This is a genomic window from Streptomyces sp. NBC_01092 (genome assembly GCF_045039535.1).
Lineage (GTDB): Bacteria > Actinomycetota > Actinomycetes > Streptomycetales > Streptomycetaceae > Streptomyces.
Genome location: NZ_CP108659.1, coordinates 9,463,627 through 9,484,266 on the forward strand (window position 1 = coordinate 9,463,627; position 20,640 = coordinate 9,484,266).

General features: G+C 71.0%; 16 protein-coding genes and 1 pseudogene. 4 read left to right on the top strand and 13 right to left on the bottom strand.

The annotated features are described in order from the left end of the window. Window positions 1-5: 5 nt before the first annotated feature. The 5 genes from OG254_RS42785 to fae form a co-directional block, all read right to left on the bottom strand. Entirely contained in the window at window positions 6-1,244 is a 1,239-nt protein-coding gene (locus tag OG254_RS42785) for an iron-containing alcohol dehydrogenase family protein (RefSeq protein ID WP_405593064.1), read from the bottom strand. A gap of 12 nt (window positions 1,245-1,256) precedes the next feature. Further along, window positions 1,257-2,195 carry an NAD(P)-dependent oxidoreductase gene (locus OG254_RS42790; RefSeq protein WP_405593066.1) on the bottom strand — a complete coding sequence of 313 codons (939 nt, stop codon included), beginning with the start codon at window positions 2,193-2,195 and terminating at the stop codon, window positions 1,257-1,259. Window positions 2,196-2,300: 105 nt separating this feature from the next. Then, window positions 2,301-3,821: an aldehyde dehydrogenase gene (locus OG254_RS42795; protein ID WP_405593068.1), complete on the bottom strand. Its 1,521-nt coding sequence runs from the start codon at window positions 3,819-3,821 to the stop codon at window positions 2,301-2,303. After that, window positions 3,818-4,930, bottom strand: a complete 1,113-nt coding sequence (locus tag OG254_RS42800; RefSeq protein WP_351200897.1) for a mandelate racemase/muconate lactonizing enzyme family protein — start codon at window positions 4,928-4,930, stop codon at window positions 3,818-3,820. Before OG254_RS42800 ends, OG254_RS42795 begins: the two co-directional genes overlap by 4 nt. Continuing rightward, window positions 4,927-5,466, bottom strand: coding sequence for a formaldehyde-activating enzyme (gene fae / locus OG254_RS42805; protein ID WP_405593070.1), 540 nt, complete (start codon window positions 5,464-5,466; stop codon window positions 4,927-4,929). Before fae ends, OG254_RS42800 begins: the two co-directional genes overlap by 4 nt. A gap of 229 nt (window positions 5,467-5,695) precedes the next feature. Between fae and OG254_RS42810 the strand changes: the two genes are divergently transcribed. The 3 genes from OG254_RS42810 to OG254_RS42820 all read left to right on the top strand — a co-directional run bounded on the left by OG254_RS42810 (window position 5,696) and on the right by OG254_RS42820 (window position 9,544). Further along, on the top strand, window positions 5,696-6,484 hold the full coding sequence (locus OG254_RS42810; protein ID WP_405593072.1) for an IclR family transcriptional regulator: 789 nt from the start codon (window positions 5,696-5,698) through the stop codon (window positions 6,482-6,484). A 160-nt stretch (window positions 6,485-6,644) separates the two neighbouring features. Continuing rightward, the gene (locus tag OG254_RS42815; protein WP_405593074.1) at window positions 6,645-8,120 is read left to right on the top strand and encodes an NAD-dependent succinate-semialdehyde dehydrogenase; all 1,476 of its coding nucleotides are present in this window, start codon (window positions 6,645-6,647) and stop codon (window positions 8,118-8,120) included. Between the two features lie 50 nt (window positions 8,121-8,170). Beyond that, window positions 8,171-9,544 (top strand): MFS transporter, encoded by a 1,374-nt coding sequence (locus OG254_RS42820; RefSeq protein WP_405593076.1) that lies wholly within the window; start codon window positions 8,171-8,173, stop codon window positions 9,542-9,544. Window positions 9,545-9,636: 92 nt separating this feature from the next. On the opposite strand, the gene OG254_RS42825 is transcribed toward OG254_RS42820, so the two are convergent. The 4 genes and pseudogenes from OG254_RS42825 to OG254_RS42840 all read right to left on the bottom strand — a co-directional run. Then, window positions 9,637-10,404, bottom strand: a complete 768-nt coding sequence (locus tag OG254_RS42825; RefSeq protein ID WP_405593078.1) for an NPP1 family protein — start codon at window positions 10,402-10,404, stop codon at window positions 9,637-9,639. 25 nt (window positions 10,405-10,429) lie between these two features. Further along, the gene (locus tag OG254_RS42830; RefSeq protein ID WP_405593080.1) at window positions 10,430-11,545 is read right to left on the bottom strand and encodes a glycoside hydrolase family 19 protein; all 1,116 of its coding nucleotides are present in this window, start codon (window positions 11,543-11,545) and stop codon (window positions 10,430-10,432) included. Window positions 11,546-11,630: 85 nt separating this feature from the next. Next, window positions 11,631-13,781 carry an RICIN domain-containing protein gene (locus OG254_RS42835; protein ID WP_405595534.1) on the bottom strand — a complete coding sequence of 717 codons (2,151 nt, stop codon included), beginning with the start codon at window positions 13,779-13,781 and terminating at the stop codon, window positions 11,631-11,633. Window positions 13,782-13,933: 152 nt separating this feature from the next. Continuing rightward, window positions 13,934-14,803, bottom strand: a pseudogene (locus OG254_RS42840) (chitinase); the annotation flags it as partial. Window positions 14,804-15,188: 385 nt separating this feature from the next. Between OG254_RS42840 and OG254_RS42845 the strand changes: the two are divergent. Next, window positions 15,189-15,842 carry a TMEM175 family protein gene (locus tag OG254_RS42845; protein WP_405593082.1) on the top strand — a complete coding sequence of 218 codons (654 nt, stop codon included), beginning with the start codon at window positions 15,189-15,191 and terminating at the stop codon, window positions 15,840-15,842. A gap of 22 nt (window positions 15,843-15,864) precedes the next feature. Here OG254_RS42845 and rox read toward each other — a convergent pair whose 3' ends face one another. The 4 genes from rox to OG254_RS42865 form a co-directional block, all read right to left on the bottom strand. Then, window positions 15,865-17,289 carry a rifampin monooxygenase gene (rox, locus tag OG254_RS42850; protein WP_405593084.1) on the bottom strand — a complete coding sequence of 475 codons (1,425 nt, stop codon included), beginning with the start codon at window positions 17,287-17,289 and terminating at the stop codon, window positions 15,865-15,867. Between the two features lie 165 nt (window positions 17,290-17,454). After that, entirely contained in the window at window positions 17,455-17,982 is a 528-nt protein-coding gene (locus OG254_RS42855) for an NUDIX hydrolase family protein (protein ID WP_187284255.1), read from the bottom strand. 77 nt (window positions 17,983-18,059) lie between these two features. Further along, window positions 18,060-19,187, bottom strand: coding sequence for an amidohydrolase family protein (locus OG254_RS42860; protein WP_405593086.1), 1,128 nt, complete (start codon window positions 19,185-19,187; stop codon window positions 18,060-18,062). Between the two features lies 1 nt (window position 19,188). After that, window positions 19,189-20,592 (bottom strand): glutamine synthetase, encoded by a 1,404-nt coding sequence (locus OG254_RS42865; RefSeq protein WP_405593088.1) that lies wholly within the window; start codon window positions 20,590-20,592, stop codon window positions 19,189-19,191. Window positions 20,593-20,640 lie beyond the last annotated feature (48 nt).

Here is a 20,640-nt window from a genome sequence, read left to right on the forward strand (position 1 = left end):
GCGCGCTAGTAGGCCGCTTCGAGGATCCCGAGGATGTCCTGCTCCGTGGGCTGTCGCGGCGCGTTCCGGGTCACGGCGTCCGCGAGGGCGCCGGAGGCGAGGGGACCCAACAGGTCCGGGCGGACGCCGAGTTCGCGCAGGGGCTGCTTGATGCCGAGGGCACCGGAGATCTCGCGGACGGCGTCGATCGCGGCGCGGGCCCAGTCGCCGTCGGCGGGCGGGTCGAGGCGCAGCGCGCGGGCGGTCTGCTCGTAGGCGTCCTGCGCGGCCGGGGCGCTGAACTCCAGGACCTCCTCCAGGACGGCGGCGAGGGCGACGCCGTGCGGGGTGCCGGTGTGGGCGGTCAGGGCGTGGCCGATGCCGTGGACGAGGCCCAGGCCGGAGATGGTCAGCGCCTGGCCCGCCAGGTGCGCCCCGAGCATCAGCTGCGCGCGGGCTTCCAGGTTGGAGCCGTCGTCGAAGGCGATCGGGAGCCAGCGCCCCACCATGGTCACCGCCTGTGTCGCGTATGCCGCCGAGACCGGGTTCGCGCCGCGCGAGGCGAGGGACTCGATGCCGTGCACGAGGGCGTCGATGCCGGTGGCGGCCGTGATCCGGGCGGGCAGGCCGAGCGTCAGTTCCGGGTCCAGGAGCGCGATCCGCGGCTTGACCGAGGGGTGGCCGAGGTACACCTTGCGGCAGGCGGCGGTGTCCTCGATGACGCCGAAGCCGTTGGTCTCCGCGCCCGTGCCCGAGGTGGTCGGGATCGCGATCAGCGGCAGGCCGTCGAGCGCCTCCCACAGGGCGTCCGCGTCGGCCGCCGCCGCATCCGCGTTGCCGACCAGCAGCGAGATGCCCTTCGCGGCGTCGAGGACCGAGCCGCCGCCCAGGGCGACGACGACCGCCGGGCCGAAGGCGCGCGCCCGGGCGGCGCCCTCGTCGACGTTGCCGGTGGACGGGTTGGCGCCGACACCGTCGTACACGCCGTGCTCCACGCCCGCCGCGTCCAGGGCCTTGAGTACCTGGTCGACGATGCCGGCGGCCCGCAGACCGCGGTCGGTGACCACGAACGCGCGGCTCATGCCGAGGGAAGAGACCAGCTCCGGGAGGGCCGCGACGCGGCCGGGGCCGAACTCGATGCGGCAGGTCGGGTCGATGGTCAGCTGGTCGATGGTGGACTCGCCCATGGCGTACGGCTCCTGGAAACGCGGCGGGGAAGGGGGCTGGGGGTCCGCCGGGCCGGCACTGACCGGCTCGGCGGACACGACGGAACGGAATCAGACGGGGCTCAGCGCCGCGTCGTCGTGGGCGGTGGTCGGATTCGGCAGGCGGAACTCCCGTCCGGACAGAGCCTCGTAGAGGCGGACCGGGCTCATCTCCCCGGCCAGGTCGCCGTGGTGGGCCCGGGAGCGGCGGTAGATCTGCTCCACGAGTGCGGACAGCTCCGTGGCGACGCCCACGTCGCGGCCGAGGTCGACGGCCAGTCCGAGGTCCTTGCAGGCGAGGGCCATCGCGAACGAGTCGTCGTAGTCGCCGTCGACCAGCACGGAGAGCACGTCGTGCTCCAGGAAGTGCGAGGCGGCCGGGCTGGCAAGCAGCGAACTGCGCAGCACACCCAGGTCCACGCCCGCCTTGGTGCCCATGGCCAGCACCTCGGACGTGGCGACGAGATGCGTGAACCACAGCAGGTTGATCATCAGCTTGACCGTGTAGCCGGCACCGAGCGGGCCCACGTGCAGGACCTTGTCGGGGTCGCCCAGGGTCTCGAAGACGGGCAGGCACATCCGGAAGTCGTCCGCCGCCCCGCCGACGAATATCTGCAGCCGCCCCGCCTCGGCGCCGTGGGCCATGCCGCTGACGGGGGCGTCGAGGCGGCGCACCCCGCGCCGGTCCAGCACCTCCGTGGCTATCCGCTCCGCGGCGGCCGGGGTGGAGGTCGACATGTCGATCCACAGGGCGCCCTCGGGCAGCGCCTCGGCGGCGCCGCCGTGCAGCAGTACCGCCTCGACGACGCGCGGGTTCGGCAGCATCGTGATCAACAGCTCGGCGTCGGTCGCGCACGCCGCGGGCGTGTCGGCCCAGCGCGCGCCGAGCGCCAGATGCTCGACGGCGGCCTCGGGCCGGGTGTCGTACACGGTGACCAGGTGTCCCGCGTGGATCAGGTGGCGGGCCATGTGGCTTCCCATGTTGCCCAGGCCGATGAAACCGATCCTCATCGATGTCCTCGCTATGTGCAGGTGAAATGGAGTACAGGTGAAATGGGGTACGGGTGAGACGGGGTACGGGTGAGACGGGGTACGGGTGAGACGGGCGATGGCCGTTCAGGCCAGGTCGATCCAGGTGGTCTTGAGTGCCGTGTACGCGTCGAGCGCGTGCAGGGACTTGTCGCGGCCCGCGCCGGTGGCCTTGAAGCCGCCGAAGGGGGTGATGACGTCGCTGGCGTCGAAGGTGTTGATCCACACCGTGCCGGCCCGCAGCCGCCTCGCGGTGCGGTGGGCGACCTTCACGTCCCGGGTCCAGACGGAGGCGACGAGCCCGAAGTCGCTCTGGTTCGCCAGCCGTACGCCCTCGTCGACGTCGCCGTCGTAGGACACCACGGCCAGGACCGGGCCGAAGATCTCCTCCTGGCCGACCACGGACGTGTTGACGACGCCGTCGAGCACGGTCGGCTCGACGAAGGTGCCGCCGGACTCGGTGAGCGTGCGTCCGCCGCCCAGCAGGACCCGCGCGCCGTCCTCCTTGCCGCGCTCGATGTAGCCCAGGATCTTGGCCAGTTGGCCCTCGTCGACGATGGGCCCCATCACGGTGGCCGGGTCGAGCGGGTCGCCGACCCGGAAAGTGTCCGCGGTGATCTGCCGTACGGCATCGAGGAGTCGGTCCTTCACCGACGCGTGGACCACGATCCGCGAGCCCGCGTTGCAGGTCTGCCCCGCGTTGTAGAAGATCCCCCACGCCACGGCGGACGCGGCGGCCTCGATGTCGGCGTCGGCCAGCACCAGCTGCGGCGACTTGCCGCCCGCCTCCACGGCGACCTGCTTGCCGTTGGACTCGCCCGCGTACACCTGGAAGAGCCGGGCCACCTCCGCCGAGCCGGTGAAGGCGATCTTGTCGACCTCGGAGTGCCGGCCGAGGGCCTGCCCCGCGACCTCGCCCCGCCCTGGGACCACATTGAACACACCGTCGGGCAGCCCCGCCTCGGAGGCGAGCGCCGCCAGCCTGAGCGCGGCGAGCGAGGTCTGCTCGGCGGGCTTGAGGACGACGCTGTTGCCGGTGGCCAGCGCCGGGCCCAGCTTCCAACTGGCGATCAGCAGCGCGTAGTTCCACGGCACAACCGCGCCGATGACTCCCAACGGCTCCCGGGTGATCAGCGCGAGCGCGTCACCGGGCGTCGGCGCCACCTCGTCGTACGTCTTGTCGATGGTCTCGGCGTACCAGGCGATGGTCTCGGCGGCCTTGTCGACGTCGATGCGCACCGACTCGGTGATGGGCTTGCCCATCTCCAGCGTGTCGAGCAGCGCCAGTTCCTCGGCGTTCGCCCGGATCAGCTCGGCCCAGCGCAGCAGGATCCGCTTGCGCTCCTTCGGCGCGAGGTCGCGCCAGCGGCCGTCCTCGAAGGCGGCACGCGCGGACCGTACCGCCCGGTCGACGTCCTCGGCCCCGGCGGCCTGCACCTCGGCCAGCACCGCACCGTCGCGCGGCGAGACGCTGGTGAAGCTGTCGCCCGAGGTGGCGTCGGTGAAGGAGCCGTCGATGAACAGGCGCGTCTCGAAGGTGAGCTTGCCCGCCGCGGCCAGCCACTCGTCGTACGAGCGGGCCAGCAACTCGTCGATCGTGTACGTCACTTGATCCTCCAGCGGTCGATCGCGTCCTCGTCCAGCTCGACACCGAGACCGGGCCTGTTCGGGATCTCCAGGTCGCCCTCGGCGTTCACCCGGACCGGTTCGGCGAGCATGAAGTCGCGGCGCTCGGGGGTCCAGCCGGGCGGGTCGTAGGGGAACTCGAAGTAGGGGCCGCCGCCGACGCCCGCCGCGACATGCAGGTTGGCGAGCACGCCGATGCCGTTGGTCCAGCTGTGCGGGGTGAACTGACGGTGCTTGAGGTGCGCCAGCTCGGCCAGAGTACGGGCGCGCTGCATGCCGATCGCGAGGACCACGTCCATCTGGTAGATGTCGAGGGCGTCCTCTTCGAGGTAGCGCAGCAGCTCGGTGGGGGAGTGGTGCATCTCGCCGGCCGCGATCCGCACCCCCGGGTTCTCCGCGCGCAGCCGCTTGAAGCCGTCGAGGTCGGCGTACGGCAGCGGCTCCTCGACCCAGAAGACGTCCAGCTCGGCGAGGCGGGCGATGGTCTTGCGGGTCTTGGCGAGGTCGGAGGCGTTCGCCGTGTCGCCCGCCATCCGCCAGGACTGGTTCAAGTCGACCATGATCTCGAAGTCGGCCCCGAGCTCCTCGCGTACGGCGCGTACGGCCGCGATGCCCTCGTCGACGCGGTTGCGGTCGATCCGGATCTTCATGGCCCGGAATCCGGCCTCGCGCACCTTCAGGGCGGTGGCGACCCGCTCCTCGGGGGACTTGAGCTCGCCGGAGGAGGCGTACGCGGGCAGCTTCTTCGCCGTGTTGCCGAAGAGCTCCGACACGGGGCGGCCGTGCACCTTGCCGATGACGTCCCACAGCGCGGCCTCCAGCGGCCAGTAGTGCGCGCCGTGGAAGTTGGCGGTCTCGATCGCGCGGACGTGCCGGTTGATGTCGAGCGGGTCCTCGCCCACGAACAGGTGCTTGTACGTCTCGAAGCCGTCCATGAGGTCGCCGGAGCCGATGCCGGTGACGCCCTCGTCGGTGTGGACGCGGACGATCGTCGCGTCGAAGGTCCGGCGCGGCTCCGGGTCCCAGGCGGCGCGGAACGGCGGGTCCAGCTCCAGGCGCAGCCGGTCCAGGGTGATGTCGGTGATCTTCATCGGGCGAGCACCTCGGCGGTCGGCGTGTAGAACGGGTTGGCCGGGCCCTCCTTGGCGGCGGCCTGCACGTCGGAGACGGTGGGCGTGCCGGTCACGGCGGCCCGCACCGCGCCGTACGCGGCGGTGCGCTGGTTGCGGAAGGAGACGTCCAGGTCGTCGACCGCCGGGTTGACCCACACCGCGGCGATGATCAGCAGGTCGTCGGCGTCCTCGGCCGGGATCAGCCCGTCGTCGACCGCGTCCGCGACCCCCTGCGCGAGGCCGGCCTGCGCGGAGCCCCAGGTGGCGCGCTGGTGCAGCTCGCCCCCGGCGGCGGCCTTGTTCACGAACAGGGTCAGCGGCTTCACCGGCACGGACGGCCGTACGACCGTCATGAACGGCACGTGCCCGGCGCTCGGGGTGGCCAAAGCCGTCGCCCAGGCGGTCTCGACGGGGCCGCCCTTGCGTCCGATCACGATGTTCGTGTGGGCGGCGTTGGCGCCCTCACCGACGAAGGACTCGCCGATGAGCGCGGTCGGGGCAAAGGGCGAAGGCATGGAATCTCCTGGATCTCCGGGAGCGGGAAGCGGCGCCGGACCGGGCGAGCCGCCGAGGTGTGCGCAAAGCTCGCATACCTCGCAGTTCACCGGCCCGATGCGGCGAATCTAGGTCCGCCGCCACCCCCTCGCAAGGCGCTCGCGGGAATCGAAATGCCCGTTGCTCTCCTGACAACTTCCGGCCTGACCTGGGGGTTCCCTCGCCGACGGGCACGCATACGATGACCCCGTGACCGACTCCTCCTCGGCCTCCCGCGGACACGGCCTGCGCCGTGACATCGACCTGCTGGAGGCGCTCGCCTCCGACGAGGCGCAGAACGCCGGTGGCCTCGGCGTCGTACGCCTCGCGCAGCTGGTCGGCCGCGAGAAGACCCAGGTCTCCCGGGCCCTGAAGGCCCTCGCCGCCGAGGGCATCGTCGAGCGCGACCCCGACACCCTGGAGTATCGCCTCGGCTGGCGGCTGTTCTCCCTGGTGGCCCGCACCTCCGAGAGCCGACTGGTGCGGGTGGCCGAACCGGTCATGCACACCCTGTCGGCGGACCTGGAGGAGACCAGCCACCTGTGCGTGCTCAGCGACCGCGACGTCCTCACCCTGCTGTCGGTCTCCGGGCACTCCTTCCGCGTCCACGGCTGGGAGGGACGAGGGGTGCCCGCCTGGCGGCTGTCCGCGGGGCGTGTCCTGCTCGCCGACGCCACGCCCGACGAGCTGTACGTCCGCTTCGGCACGAGCGGCGAGATGCCGGTGCAGGACCTGTGGACCCTCATCCAGGACGCCAAGCGGCGGGGCTACGCGCAGGTGAGCGAGGAGTTCGAGGAGGGGCTCGTCGGCGTGTCGGCACCGGTGCGCGACTTCCGGGGCCGGGTCGTCGCGGCGATCAACATCTCCGCCCCCAAGGCCCGCCTCGGCGAGCGTCTCGACGAGGCGGGGCGTACGACGGCCCGGGCGGCGGGACGGGTGTCGTCGCTGCTGGGCTGGGAACCGCGCCGCACTCCGCTGCTGCGGGCCCGGCTGACCTGACGGCCGTACGGCTCCCCGTACTGCCGGGCATGATCGGCGAGTTGCCCTCAGAGCAACCCCCGTTTCGATCCGTCGGAGTGGCCTTGTCGGCCGTATGACGCGCTCGTAAATTCACCGCGCATCGGACGAGCCCCGTCCGAAACGGAGAAAAGAGCAGCTCATGAACCTCGCCGGCATCGACCTCCTGGCCAAGGCGCCGCTCGCGGAAGGCGATGTGTTCCTCGGCGGCCGCTGGCTCCCGGCCGCCGACGGACGGACCTACCCGGTCCACGACCCGGCCACCGGCGAGCTGATCCGCCACGTCGGCGCGGCGGGGGCTCAGGACGCCCGCGCGGCGATCGAGGCGGCACAGTCGGCGGCGGCCGGCTGGCGCACGACACCGGCCCGGCGCCGTTCGGAGATCCTCCACGACACCTTCGCGCTGATGCGCGAGCACACCGACACCCTCGCCCGGCTCATCGTGCTGGAGAACGGCAAGGCCCACCGGGACGCGGCGGCCGAAGTCGGGTACGCCGCCGAGTTCTTCCGCTGGTTCGCCGAGGAGGCGGTCCGCGTCGGCTCCTCCTTCGGGGACGCCCCGGCCGGCGGCTACCGGCATGTCGTGCGCAAGCATCCCGTCGGCGTCACCGCCTTCGTCACCCCCTGGAACTTCCCGGCCGCCATGGCCACCCGCAAGATCGCCCCGGCGCTCGCCGCGGGCTGCCCGGTCCTGCTCAAGCCTGCCCCCGAGACCCCGCTCACCGCTCTCGCGATCGCCGCGCTGCTCGCCGAAGCCGGCCTGCCCGACGGCCTGCTGAACGTCCTGCCGACCGACCGCGCCCCCGAGGTCGTCTCGGCCTGGCTCGGCGACGACCGGGTGCGCAAGTTCTCCTTCACCGGCTCCACCGCCACCGGCAAGGTGCTCCTGGAGCAGGCCGCGGCGAACGTCGTCAACGTCACGATGGAGCTGGGCGGCAACGCCCCCTTCGTTGTCTGCGCGGACGCCGACGTCGACGCGGCCGTGCGCGGCGCGATGGACGCGAAGATGCGCGGCGGCGGCGAAGTCTGCATCGCCGCCAACCGGTTCTACGTCCACGCCGATGTCGCGGCCGAGTTCACCGAGAAGTTCGGCGCCGCCATGGCCGCCGTTCGCGTCGGACCCGGCATGGAGGACGGTGTCACCCTCGGGCCGATGATCAACCAGGCGGCCGTCGACAAGATCCGCTCCCTCGTCGACGACGCCCTCGCCCGCGGCGCACGGATCGCCGCACAGGGCACGACGCCCGACGGGCCCGGCCACTTCCACCCGGCGACCGTCCTCGTCGACGTCCCCGACGACGCCCGGATCCTGCACGAGGAGGTCTTCGGACCGGTAGCGCCGCTCACCACCTTCACCGACGAGGACGAGATGCTCGCCCGCGCCAACGCCACCGTCCACGGCCTGGCTTCCTACGTCTACTCCCGCGACGTCGGCCGCGCCCTGCGCATCGCCGAACGCCTGGAGGCCGGCATGGTCGGCGTCAACCGCGGCCTGCTGTCCGACCCGGCCGCCCCCTTCGGCGGCGTCAAGCAGTCCGGCCTGGGCAGGGAGGGCGGCCGCGAAGGCATCGAAGCCTTCCTGGAGACGCAGTACATCGCCCTGGACTGGCCCAACTGACCTTCCCCGCACCCCTCTTCCGCTCACGCCGCTCATGACAAGGAACGCCCATGGCAATGACGCCTGCGACCCAGCATCAGCCCAGCACGCCTGAAGTCCCCGACCACACCCGCGAACGCCGCCGTCTGCACACCAAGTTGAAGCTCGCCACGCAGATAGGTCAGGGCATCGACGGCTACATCATCGGCGGCATCGGCATGGCCATGGCCGCGCTCACCACCGACCTCCACCTCTCCACCTTCATGCAGGGACTGGTCGGCGCCTCCCCGCTGATCGGCATCTTCATCGGAGGCCCCCTCTTCGGCCGGCTCGCCGACCGCTTCGGCCGCCGCCCGGTGTTCCTCGTCGACATGCTGATCTTCCTGATCGGCTCGGTTCTGCAGTTCTTCGTCATCGACGGCACCCAGCTCTTCCTCATCCGCCTGCTGATGGGCGTGGCGATCGGCGGCGAGTACGCCATCGGCGCGCCGCTGCTGTCCGAGTACGCGCCCCGGCAGGGCCGCGGCCGCCTCCTGGCCAGCCTGGAGATCAGCTGGTACGTCGGATATGCGCTGGCCACGGTCGTCGGCGCCCTGTTCGCGGACGTCGACGGCGGCTGGCGGTGGTCCCTGGCCAGCAGCGCGGTCATCGCCGTGGTGTGCGTCGCGCTGCGCGGCGGCATCCCGGAGTCGGCCCGCTGGCTGCTGAGCAGGGGGCGCCGCGAGGAGGCCGAGGCGCTGATCGAGAAGTACGGCATCGAGGTCGACGTCGACGCCGAGCTCGACGAGTCCGACGCACCGGCGAGGGAGGGCTTCCGGGCGCTGTTCAACAAGCGGCACCTGCGCAGCACCGTGTTCGCCAGCGTCTTCTGGGCCGCGCTCGTCCTGCCGTACTTCGCCATCGGCACGTTCTGGACGCAGGTCTTCGAGGCCCTGAACATGGGCGACAACGCGGTCGCGGCGCTGCTCGTCTACTCCTTCACCGCCGTGGCCGGCGTGACGGCGGGCTGCCTCGTCGTGGACAAGATCGGCCGGCGCAGGCTGCTCATCCCGCCGTTCTGGATCACCGCCGGCTGTCTGGCGCTGGTCGCCGTGTGGCCGTCGTCCACCCCGGTCATCGTCGGCGGCTTCCTGTTCTTCATCTTCCTCAACGCCGCCTCCAGCGCGCTCACCGCCATCTACCCGCTGGAGGTCTTCCCGACTTCGCTGCGCACCACGGGCGTCGGCTTCGCCACCGCGATGAGCCGGGTCGGCGCGGCCATCGGCACCTTCCTGCTGCCGATGGGGCTGGACCGGTTCGGCGCGGAGTTCGTGCTGCTGATCGGCGCCGGGGTGCTCGCGCTCGGCGGCCTGGTCTCGCAGTTCCTGGCCCCGGAGACCACGGACATGGACCTTGCCCGCGCGGCACGCGAGGCTCGTGGGCCGGTGAGCGCGAACAAGGTGTAGGACCGCGAACAAGGTGTAGGACCGCGGACATGGGAAAGGCCCCGCAGGCCGGCGCCTGCGGGGCCGTTCTCGTCCCACCTTGCAGCCGGGCATCAGGCGTATGGGTCGAAGGGGATTCCGTCCGGGCCGGCGTAGTCCAGAGCCCACTGGAAGTCGCCGTCGTCGATCTTGATGGTGGCCGAGCCGAAGTCGGCGCTCATGAGCTTGTCGCGGTATCCGGCCGGATAGCCGTTCCAGCCGACCAGGCGCGGGAAGAACCAGTTGCCGCTGCCGTTCTCCGCCGGTTCGTCGTTGGTGTTGGCGAAGCGGAAGCAGTGACTGGAGACGCCGTCCTTGTGGTAGACGATCTTCGGATGGGTGCCGTCGAAGCGGATCGCCGAACGGGCCGCCAGCTGGTAGGTGTTGTGCTGGGACACAGCCACGTACTCGACCTGGTTGTCCTTGGTCCACACGATGACGTGCTCCCAGTCGTGCGTGTGCCCGAGGGCCGCCGGACCGAGGGTGATCTGGTCCTTCTCGAAGTAGCTGGCGTACATCACCGCGCACCAGCCGTTGTTGCACTTAGCGCGCGAGTAGGTGTTGGCGTTGGCCAGCTGGGCGTAGTCGTGGCACTTGCCGTTGACGTCGCCGCCGAGCCCCAGGCCCGGGTTCAGGGTGCCGTCGGCGCCGATGGCGGCCGTGGCGTAGCAGCCGTCACCGTCGTAGTCGTAGGCCGGGGAGAACGTCTGCTCCAGGCCGTCGGCATTCTGCGGCAGCAGGGTCAGGACGTTCGCGTGGGCACTCGCCGGGAGGGCCACGACGAGTGTCATCGCACCGAGGGTGCCGAGGACGGCCTGGGCGAGGGATCTCAACTTGCGCATTGCGTCTCCTTGTTGAGCGGCTTCGTCAGCAGTAGAGGTTGCCGCCCGGCGAGACGCCGAGGATCGAGGTGAACCTGTTGTAGGCGTCGACGCGGCTCTGCACCTGGGCCGGGTTCTTCCCGTCGCACTCCAGGGAGCCGTTGATGCTGCGGATGGTCTGGCCGAAGCCGGCCTGGTTGACCATGGCGTTGTGCGGGGTCATCGTGCCCGGCCCGGACTGCGTGTTCCAGTACCAAAGGCCCGTCTTCCACGCCACGGCGGAGTCGTTCTGCACCAGCCAGGGGTTGCCCAGCAGGTCCAGGCCGAGCGCGTCGCCCGCGGCCTTGTAGTTGAAGTTCCAGGACAGCTGGATCGGTCCGCGCCCGTAGTAGGCGGCCTGGCCCGCGGGGCAGCCGTAGGGCTGGTTCCAGTCGCAGTAGTGGGGGTAGTTGGCGGTGTTCTGCTCGACGATGTGCACGAGCCCGCCGGTCTCGTGGTTGACGTTGGCGAGGAAGGCGGCCGCCTCCTGCTTCTTCACCGTGTCACTGCCGGTGGTCGCGAAGCCCGGGTAGGCGCTCAGCGCGGCGGTCAGGCCGCTGTACGTGTAGAACGAATTCCGGCTCGGGAACATCTGGTTGAACTGCGCCTCGCTGACGACGAAGCCGGACGGGTTGCCGCCGCCCCCGCTCGCGGGCGCGTTCCACTTCTGGTTGGCTCCGCCGCTGCAGGTCCAGATCTGCAGCCGGGTGCCGTTGGCGCTGTTGTTGTCCCGGACGTCCAGGCACTTGTTCGCGGCCGGGTTCACGATGTCGCGCGCGCCGGAGACCACCCACTGCTGGTTGGCACCGCCCGAGCAGTCCCACAGCTGGACCGCCGCGCCGTCCGCCGTGCTGCGCTCGGCGACGTCCAGACACTTGCCGAGTGCACGCAGGGTGCCGTCGCCGGAGTTGGACCAGATCTGCGCGCCGGTCCCGTTGCAGTCGTAGAGCTGTACGGCCGTGCCGTTGGCGTTGCTCGCGCCCGCCACGTCGACGCACTTGCCGGCGAGGCCGGTGATCGTGCCGTCGGCGGCCCGGGCGGGGGTCACGGTGAGCAGGGCGGTGAGGACGGCGGCGAGCACCGCGAAGATCGCGAGCCGGGGTCTGAGCTGGGTCATGGACATGGTCGAGGACGCTCCTTGAGGTGTCGGGGGTGGGTCGGCCGCCCCTCGTTCGGAGGCGCGGCCGACGGCGGAGCTCAGTGACGCGTTACGGGTAGCTCGTCAGATTGGCCACGTTGGTCGTGGAGTTGGACGGGCCACCCGTGTTGTTGACGACGTGCCGGATGGTGCCCGTGCCGCCGAGCGAGACGGTCACCATGCTGGTGAACCGCACTCCCGCGTTGTTCGGCGCCTCGATGGCGCGCTCGGCGGCCACGCTCGAGTTGACGTTGAAGAAGCAGTAGCTGCCGAGGCCGTAGGCCTGGTGGCTGGTGACGGAGTCGGCGACCTTGTAGGCGGCGTAGCCCTGCGTGGAGCCGTTCATCCACGCCGCCTGGTTCGGCGGGTCGTAGGGCATCTCGTTCTGGTAGAAGTACGTCCGGCCGCCGTTGCCGTTCCAGATGGTCTGATACTTCTGGTAGTGCTCGACGAACAGGCCGTACGCGGTGACGTTGTCGCCGTTGACGATCAGGCCGGTGTCGCCGGTGTTGGTGTTCCAGCCGACACCGTCGCCGTGGTCGGCGCGCCAGATCCACATGTGGTCGCCGATGACGTTGTCGCTGTTGATGACGAGGCTGGTGGTCGCCTTGCCGACGGCGGCGCCGCCGACGCGGAAGTACACGTCGTGCAGGGACGTCGGGTTGGCGGAGTGCGAGGCGGAGGAGCCCGTCGGGCCGACCTCCATCAGCGTGGGCGAGTTGGTGGTGCCCGCGTCGAAGAGGACGCCCGCGACCTTCACGCCGTCGACGTCGGCCACCTTCATCGCGGTGACGCCGTTGTCCGGGATGAACGTCGCCAGGCCCAGACCGAGGACGACCGTGTCGGCTCGGTTCACCTGCAACGTCTGGTTCAGGTGGTAGACGCCCGGGGTGACCAGGAGGTTCTTGCCTGCCGCCAGCGCCGCGTTGATGTCGGCGGCGGTTGCCCCCGGCTTCACGATGTAGAAGCTGTCCATCGCGAGCGAGCTGCCGGATGCGGATCCGCCGGCCCAGCTGGTCCCCGTGGAGTTGGACCGCACCGACGGCACGAACACCTTGTACGTGCCGTCCCCGTCGACGTACAGGAACGGCTTCTCCCGGCTGACCGGGCTCTGCGCGACCGTGGTGTACGGCGGATTGGGGAAGCTGGTGCCCGGGACGCCCTGGCTGCCGACGAAGACCATGTTCCAGTTGGAGCCGGTCCAGCTGCCGAGTTGGGAGTTGCGGGTCAGCCACTGCTGCTGGGTGCCGGAGTTGACCTGGCCGTCGACCTTGGTGTCGGCGAACAGGCCGCCGCTGGACCAGCCGCCGTCGTCCAGGGCGAGGTTGCCGCGCAGATGCATCCGGCGGTAAGCCGAGGCCTGCGAGACCGCCCAACGGTCGCTGCCGCCCGTCGGGTTGACGGACAGGTTCTCGGCGCCGCGCCAGAAGTTCTGGGTGGCGTTCTGCGGCGGGAACCAGTCGGCCTCGGCGTGCACCGCGCCGTTGATCGTGACCGCGTCCGGGGACAGACCGAGACCTGCGACCTGCGTGTAGAAGCCGACGTTGACGTCCGCGCTGTAGGAACCCGGCTTGAACAGGACGGCGTAGCGCTGGGAGCCGAACTGGTTCGTCTCCTGCTGCTGGAAGATGGTGTTGAGCCTGCCCTGGATCGTCGAGGACGACATGGACGGGTCGAACACGACGACGTTCGGGCCGAGATCCGGGTTCGCGGTCGACTGGTTCACCGGCACCACCTGGAACCGCTGGGCGGCGCTGCCGTTGCACGTGTACTGCACGAACTGCACGCTGTCGGCGAGCGAGGCGCCCGGGTCGTCCAGGCACTTGCCGCTGCCCCGGTTGACGAAGCGGTAGACGCCGCCGCCCTCGTCGACGGGCAGCCACTGCTGGTTGGCGCCGCCGCCGTAGGCCCACAGGTGGACCGGCGCGTTGTCGGCGGTGGAGACGTCGGCGACGTCCACGACCTGGCCGGTGTTGTTGCGGTTGTTGATGCGCACGTAGCCGTCACTGGTGGACGTGAAGTTCCAGTTCTGGGCCGTGGAGCCGTTGCACGCGTACTGCTGCACGACGGTGCCGTTGGCGGTGGCGGCCGCCCTGGCGTCCAGACATCTGCCGCTCGCGGCGTTCATGATGGTCGCGAAGTCCGCGGGCAGCGCGGCGGCCGCGCTCTCCGCGGCGCCGGCGGGCGCGGGAGCCGAGGTGAGCAGGGAGGCGGCTGCCACGGTGACGACCGTGACGGCGGTGGATCTGCGAAGGCGCGTGAGCGCGGGTCGCAACGAGCTGAGCACGGATTCTCCTTGCCGAGCGAAGCGAGACGGGTCCCCCGGCCGAAAGGCGGCCGGGGGAGAGTCGGTCGACGGTTGAGGTGGCTGGATCAGCCGGTGTATCCGGCGAACACGCGCGTGAAGTCCCAGTCGGACTGGTTCACGCCGGAACAGCTGTCGGCGGGGCCGCCGGTGCAGGGGCGGTCGCGGTTGACGGACCAGAAGGTCAGCCGCGCCAGGTGGTGTTGCTGGGCGTAGGCGAGCATCGTCCGGAAGTCATTGACCGTCACGGTCTCGTTCTGGTCGGTGATCCCGTTCATCGACGAGATGCCCATGGACCGGTAGGCCTGGTCATCGCTGTAGCCGTACGCCGACTTCAGCGAGTTCTTGAGCCCTTCTGCGGCCCGCACGGACAGGTCGCCCATGTTCTGTCCGTTGCCGCCGAAGTTGAACGGCATGATCGTCCAGGCGTCCACGGTCAGACCGGCGCCCGCGGCCCGGTTGATCAGGCTGGTGTCGGGCCCGTTCTGCCCGGTGCCGATGGTGACGTACACCTTCAGACCGGGGTTGTCGGCCTTGACCTTCTTCAGGGCGTCGACCGTGCGCTGCTGCACGGTCGGGCTGTCGTAGGCGTCGGCTTCGAGGTCGATGTCGATGGCCTTGAGGCCGAAGGCGCTGATGACCTTCTGGTAGGCGGCGGCCAGTTCGCCGGCACTGGAGCAGGAGCTCTCCAGCTTGTTGCCGCTCCACCCGCCGAACGACGGGACGACGTCACCGCCGCCTCCCCGCACGGTGTTGATCGTCTGCTGGTCGACACCGCCGGTCAGCGCCCGGCCGCCGTCCCACTGCGGGTTGCAGTAGCCGTTGCTGAGGACGAAGGCGAGCGTGAAGTACTTGACGCCGGTGGCGTTGCTGATCGTGGTGGGGTTCGGCGGGCTGCCCCAGCCGTTGTAGAGGTAGGGCGCCACCGCCATCGGTGCGGCGAGGGCGGCCGGGTCGTCGGGTGCGGCCTGTGCGGGGGGAGTGGAGAGCAGGCCGGTGGTGAGGGAGAGCGTGGCGAGGGATATGGCCGCGGGGAGAGTTTTGGGCATGTGCGCGGAAGCCCTTCGTGGGGGGTGAGCAACCGGGGCCGCGTTCACCTTCTGAACGGTGAGTGCGTCACGTGGTGGTCTGGTTGACCCGTGAACCTAAAGGTATGGACCACTTTCGTCAAGACGTGAAGTAAGCATTGGCAACAATCAGTTGCGGCCCCGCTCGGAACGGGCCGAGTCGCCTCCCGGAGTCCCGCCGCGGCACGTGGTACTTCTTGCCTTCCCGGCCCCGCCGCCGTACCAGTCCGTCGACGATCCGCCTGGTGGCACCGATATGACGAACCGCCCCACCGGCCTGCGCCGCCGTCACGTGGCCGTGGGTCCCGAACGCCTCCTCGCCCTCGGTGACGCCGTGTTCTCCATCGCGATGACACTGCTCGCGCTCGACATCACCGTCCCGGACGGCCTGCCCGAGACCGAGGTCGCCGGGGCCGTGGCGGATGCCGTGCCCACCATCGGCGCCTATCTGCTCAGCTTCGCCGTCATCGGCACGCTCTGGCTGGTCCAGCACGGCCTGTTCCGCCTGATCGCGACGCTCGACCGCTGGCTGCTCTTCCTCTACTTCACGCTCCTGGCGCTGGTCGCCGCGCTGCCCTTCCCGACCCGGCTGATCAGCGAGTACGGCGAGACGACCACGGCGACCGCCTGCTATGCGGCGGCGATCGCCCTGGCCGTGGCCCTGATGTGCGGCATGTACGTGCGCCTGCTCGTGAACCCCTCCTCGGCGGCGCCGCACACCTCTCGCACGGCACTGAAGGGGGAGATCCGCCACGGCGTCCTGCTGGTCCTCGTCTTCGCCAGCTCGATCCCGGTGGCCTTCTACTCGCCGGACCTCGCCAAGTACTGGTGGCTGCTGGCCATCGGGACGCGGCTGCTGTACGGCAGGCCGGCCGGCACCTCGAAGGCACCGGCCGACGCGGGGGAGTGACGCCCCGCCGGGTGTCGCGGGCTCAGTCGGCGTACCCGAACCACCGGCGCAGCTGTTCGAGGAACTCCTCCTGGTCCTCACCGACCCACGCCACATGGCCGTCCGGCCGCAGCAGCACCGCGGGCACGTCCAGGTCCTCGCTGACGTCGACGACATGGTCGACCCGGTCCGCCCAGCCCTCCACCGAAAGGCGGCCGGTCCCATCGAGCAGCAGTCCGCGGCCGTCGTGCATCAACTCGTAGAGGCGGCCCCGCTTCAGGGGCACGTCCCGCATGCGCCGGCCGAGCAGGTCGTGGCCCTCGCCGAAGTCGTAGCGGACGTCGACCGCGGTGATCATCCCGGTGATGTACCGGTTCACCTCTTCGAAGTCCATCAGCTTCGAGAACAGCTCCCGCAGCGCGGTCGGGCCCGGTTCTGCGCCCAGCAGGGTGATCTGCGCCCGCGTGTTGTTCAGGACGGCGGCGCCCACCGGGTGCCGTTCGGTGTGATACGTGTCCAGCAGGCCCTCCGGTGCCCAGCCCCGGACCGCCGCGGCCAGCTTCCAGCCGAGGTTGAAGGCGTCCTGGACACCGAGGTTGAGCCCCTGCCCGCCGGTCGGCGGGTGGATGTGCGCCGCGTCGCCGGCCAGCAGCACCCGGCCGACCCGGTACTGCTCGGCCTGCCGGGTGGCGTCGCCGAACCGGGAGAGCCAGCGCGGCGAGTGCGCACCGAAGTCGGTGCCCGAGGTGGCCCGCATCTGCCGCTTGAACTCCTCAAGGGTCGGCTCGCTCGCACGGTCCTCGGCCACACCGTCGGCGGGCACCACGACGCGGTACACCCCGTTCGCATCGGCGGCGGCGCCGAACCGTAGCTGGGTCCTGTGGACTTCGGCCGTTACGGCGGCGATCGTCTCCGGATCCTCCGTCAGCTCCATCTGGCCCAGCAGCGTCTCGACCGTCGCGGCCTCGCCGGTGAAGGCCACACCGAGCTGCTTGCGCACCAGGCTGCGGCCGCCGTCACAGCCGGCGAGGTAGCGGGAGCGAAGCCGTGTGCCGTCCGCCAGCTCGACGCTCACCCCGTCCTCGTCCTGGCTCAGCCCGGCCACCTCGCAGCCGCGCCGGATCTCGGCGCCGAGTTCGAGGGCACGCTCGCCCAGCAGCCGCTCCGTGACCGGCTGCGGATGCGCGAGGCCGTACGGGTGGGCCGTGTCCAACCGGTCCGGCCACGGCTTCATGATGCCACCGAAGAGCCCACCGACCTGGAACTTCTTACTGACCGCGGCAAACCGGTCCAGCAGGCCGCGCTGGTCCATCATCTCGACGCCGCGCGCGTGCAGGCCCTGACCGCGGGACTGCGGGGTCGGCTCGGTCAGCTTCTCCAGCACGACCACGTGCACGTCGTGCAGCCGCAGCTCGCATGCCAGCATCAGACCGGTCGGTCCACCGCCGACAACGATCACGTCGATCATCACAATCCCCGTTTCCGCAGGTCCTGGCTTCGGTGGGCGATTGTGCTGCACGAGGGGGGCCTTGCCGCAAGCCCCCCGGTGCGCTATAAGTTGAGAGTGGCAAGGAGTCGATGAGCTCCTTGCCTTCGTCGTTTCCGACGTCGCGCGCCGAGGCGAGTCGGGCGGTCAGATCACGCAGCCCACGTGCGCCAGCGCCTGCTTCAGCAGCACCCCGTGCCCGCCCGGCATCTCGCTCTGCACCGCCGGCGACAGGGCCTCCTGCGGACTGAACCAGACCAGGTCGAGGGCGTCCTGGCGGGGCCGGCAGTCGCCGGTGACCGGGACGACGTAGGCGAGGGAGACCGCGTGCTGACGCGGGTCGTGGTACGGCGTGACGCCGTGCGTCGGGAAGTACTCCGCGACCGTGAACGGCTGCAGGGACGTCGGCACCCGGGGGAGCGCCACCGGGCCGAGGTCCTTCTCCAGGTGGCGCAGGAGGGCGTCACGGACGCGCTCGTGGTGCAGCACGCGGCCGGAGACCAGGGTCCGGCTGACCGTACCGTCCGGTCCGATGCGCAGCAGGAGGCCGATGCTGGTGACCTCACCGCTGTCGTCGACGCGCACGGGCACGGCCTCGACGTACAGGATGGGCATGTTGGCGCGTGCATGCTCCAGCTCGTCGCTGCTCAGCCAGCCGGGCGTGGTTTCGGTCATGTCAGACATTGCTTGATCATACTTTCCGGGAATTGCGAACGCTCGGTCGCGAGGGGGACGGGGGACGGGGGACGGGTTCAGGGAAGTCCGTAGAGGCGGCGGGCGTTGTCGCCGGCCGTCCACGCCGCGATGCGCAGCGCGTCCGGCAGGCTCAGCTCGTCGGCGTCCACCCGTTCCTGGAGCAGTTCGCCCAGGCCGCGACGGAACGCCAGTGCGCCGAGCCGGTACGACTCGGCCAGACCATAGGCGTCGGAGCTGTACAGCAGTTTGCGGAACGGGGTGATCTCCAGGGCTTCGGCCAGGATCGCCCGGGAGCGGGCCGGGCCGACATGGTGCAGGGTGAGGCCCACGTCCAGGTACACCTGCTCGAAGACCGCCGCCAGATAGGCGGCCTGGCGCTGGTACGGCCAGCAGTGCAGCAGCAGGACCGGGATCGTGCCCTTCGTCAGATGCAGCCAGTCCGTGAGGTGGGTGGGGTCCACCCGGTGCAGGCGGATGTCGTTGTCGCCGAAACCGGTGTGCAACTGGAGCGGGAGCCCCAGGTCGACCGCGGTCCACAGCAGATGCCGTACCAGGACCGGGTCGGCCAGCCGTCCGCCGTCCGCCAGCCACTGGCGGGCCGCCGCGGCGACGAGCGCGTCCGAGGGGCGCGCCGGGTCCAGGTCGAAGCCGGTGCGGTAGGCGGCCACCGACTTCACGGCCACCACGCCCGGACGCCGTACGGCCTCCTCGGCGGCCGTGCGGAACGCGCCGGGGTACGCGTCCGGTTCGACTCCGGCGGCCGCGACCGCCTCGGCCACCGACTCCAGCCGTACGACCTCGTACGCGGCAGCGCCGGCGCTCTGCGCCAGCTCCTCGGGTGTGGTGATCGGGTGGGGCGTGTATCCCGTGTCGACGCAGAACACCTCGGTTGCGGCGGCGGTCAGGAACCGTCGGTTCACCTCGCCCGCACCCAGCTCCGCACGCCGGGCCAGATAGGCGTCGGCCGGGGCGTGGCGCGGCAGGTCCAGCAGGGGTGCGCAGTGGCGGCGTACGGCGAGGCCGAGCGGGGTGTCGAAGGTGGAGATGCCGGGCCAGGGCTCACCCTCGGTGAGCAGGGACTCGAAGCCGGCGCCGTCCAGGTCGGCGGTGACGATCCCGTGGCAGTGATGGTCCACCAGCGGCAGCGCCGCGAGCGCCTCGTGGACCGGCCCTGTGGCGCTCATGTCAGTACTTCCACCGGTACGCCGCGGCCACCTGGTCCTCGTCGAACCCGGCGACCGCTTCGATCTCGCCCTGTCGTACGGCGATCACGGCGTCGGCGAGCAACGGGCCCAGCGCGGCCCGCAGCAGCGCGCCGGCGCGGAACTCCTCGACGGCCTCGGCCAGCGAGGCCGGCAGCCTGCGCACCCCGCGCGCGGCGGCCTCCTCCGCGCCGAGCTGTGCCGGGTCGCCGGTGATCTCCTCGGGGAGCCGCGCGCCCGACGCCAGTCCGTCCAGACCGGCGGCGATCAGGCAGCCCAGGGCGAGATACGGGTTGGCGGCCAGGTCCACCGGCTTCACCTCCAGGTTGGCCGCCTGGTCGCGGTGGCCCGCCGTGCCGGTGACCACGCGCAGGCCCGCCTCCCGTGTCTCCCGGCCCCATGCCGTGAACACCCCGGCCCACTGCGAGGGTTTGAGCCGCAGATAGCTGGCCGGGCTCGGCGCGGTCACCGCTGTCAGGGCGGGGAGATGGGCGAGGACGCCGGCCGTGAAGGACTCGGCCTCGGGCCGCATGCCGTGCCGACGGTCACCGCCCGCGTGCAGGTTGACCCCGTCGCGCCAGGCGGAGAGGTGGACATGGCCGCCGTTGCCGACGCCCTGCCCGAGGACCGCCGGGGCGAACGACACCGCGAGGCCGTGGCGCTGCGCCACCGCCCGGATCGTCTGCCGCACCAGCACGCTGCGGTCGGCCGCGGCCACCGGGTCCAGCGCCGCCACCGACAGCTCGAACTGCCCGGCCGCGTACTCGGGATGGAACTGGTCGACCTCCACGCCCTGCCGCGCGAGCGCCGCGAGCAGATCGGCGGCGCAGTCGCTCAACTCGACCTGGCGGGTGGCGCCGTACGCCGGACCCGTGACCGCCGGCACGAACGCGCCGTCGGCACCGGGCGGCCGTCCGAAGGCCCACTCGATCTCGATGGCCGCCTTGAAGGTGAGGCCGTCGCGCTCGGCCGCCTCGCGGACCGTGCGACGCAGGAAGGAACGGCCGCAGCCGGGATGCCGCTCGCCCTCCTGGGTGATCCGGTCGACCGGCGCCCACGCCCAGCCGGGCTGCCCGGCGAGCTCCACCAGTTGGTCCAGGTCGGGGTACAGGCGCAGATCGCCGTCAGGGGAGCCGAGGACGTCGGTCGTGACGATGGAGTCGTTCGCCAGGAACGTGTCGAACACCGGCGACATCCCGACGCCCCAGGCCGCCGCCGAGGCCAGCTTCGCCGTCGGGATGGTCTTCACCCGGGCGATGCCCGCCGTGTCGACGTAGGCCAGGACGATCCCGTGCACACCCCGCCCGGCCAGCTCGCCGCTCAGCGCGGTGGCCCGCTCGACGTCACCGGGACGCCCGCCCGGAGCGGGGTCGGCAAGGGTGGTCATACGGTCTCCTCGGCGAACGGGGCCGGATCATGCCGGTTCGTTTCGCTT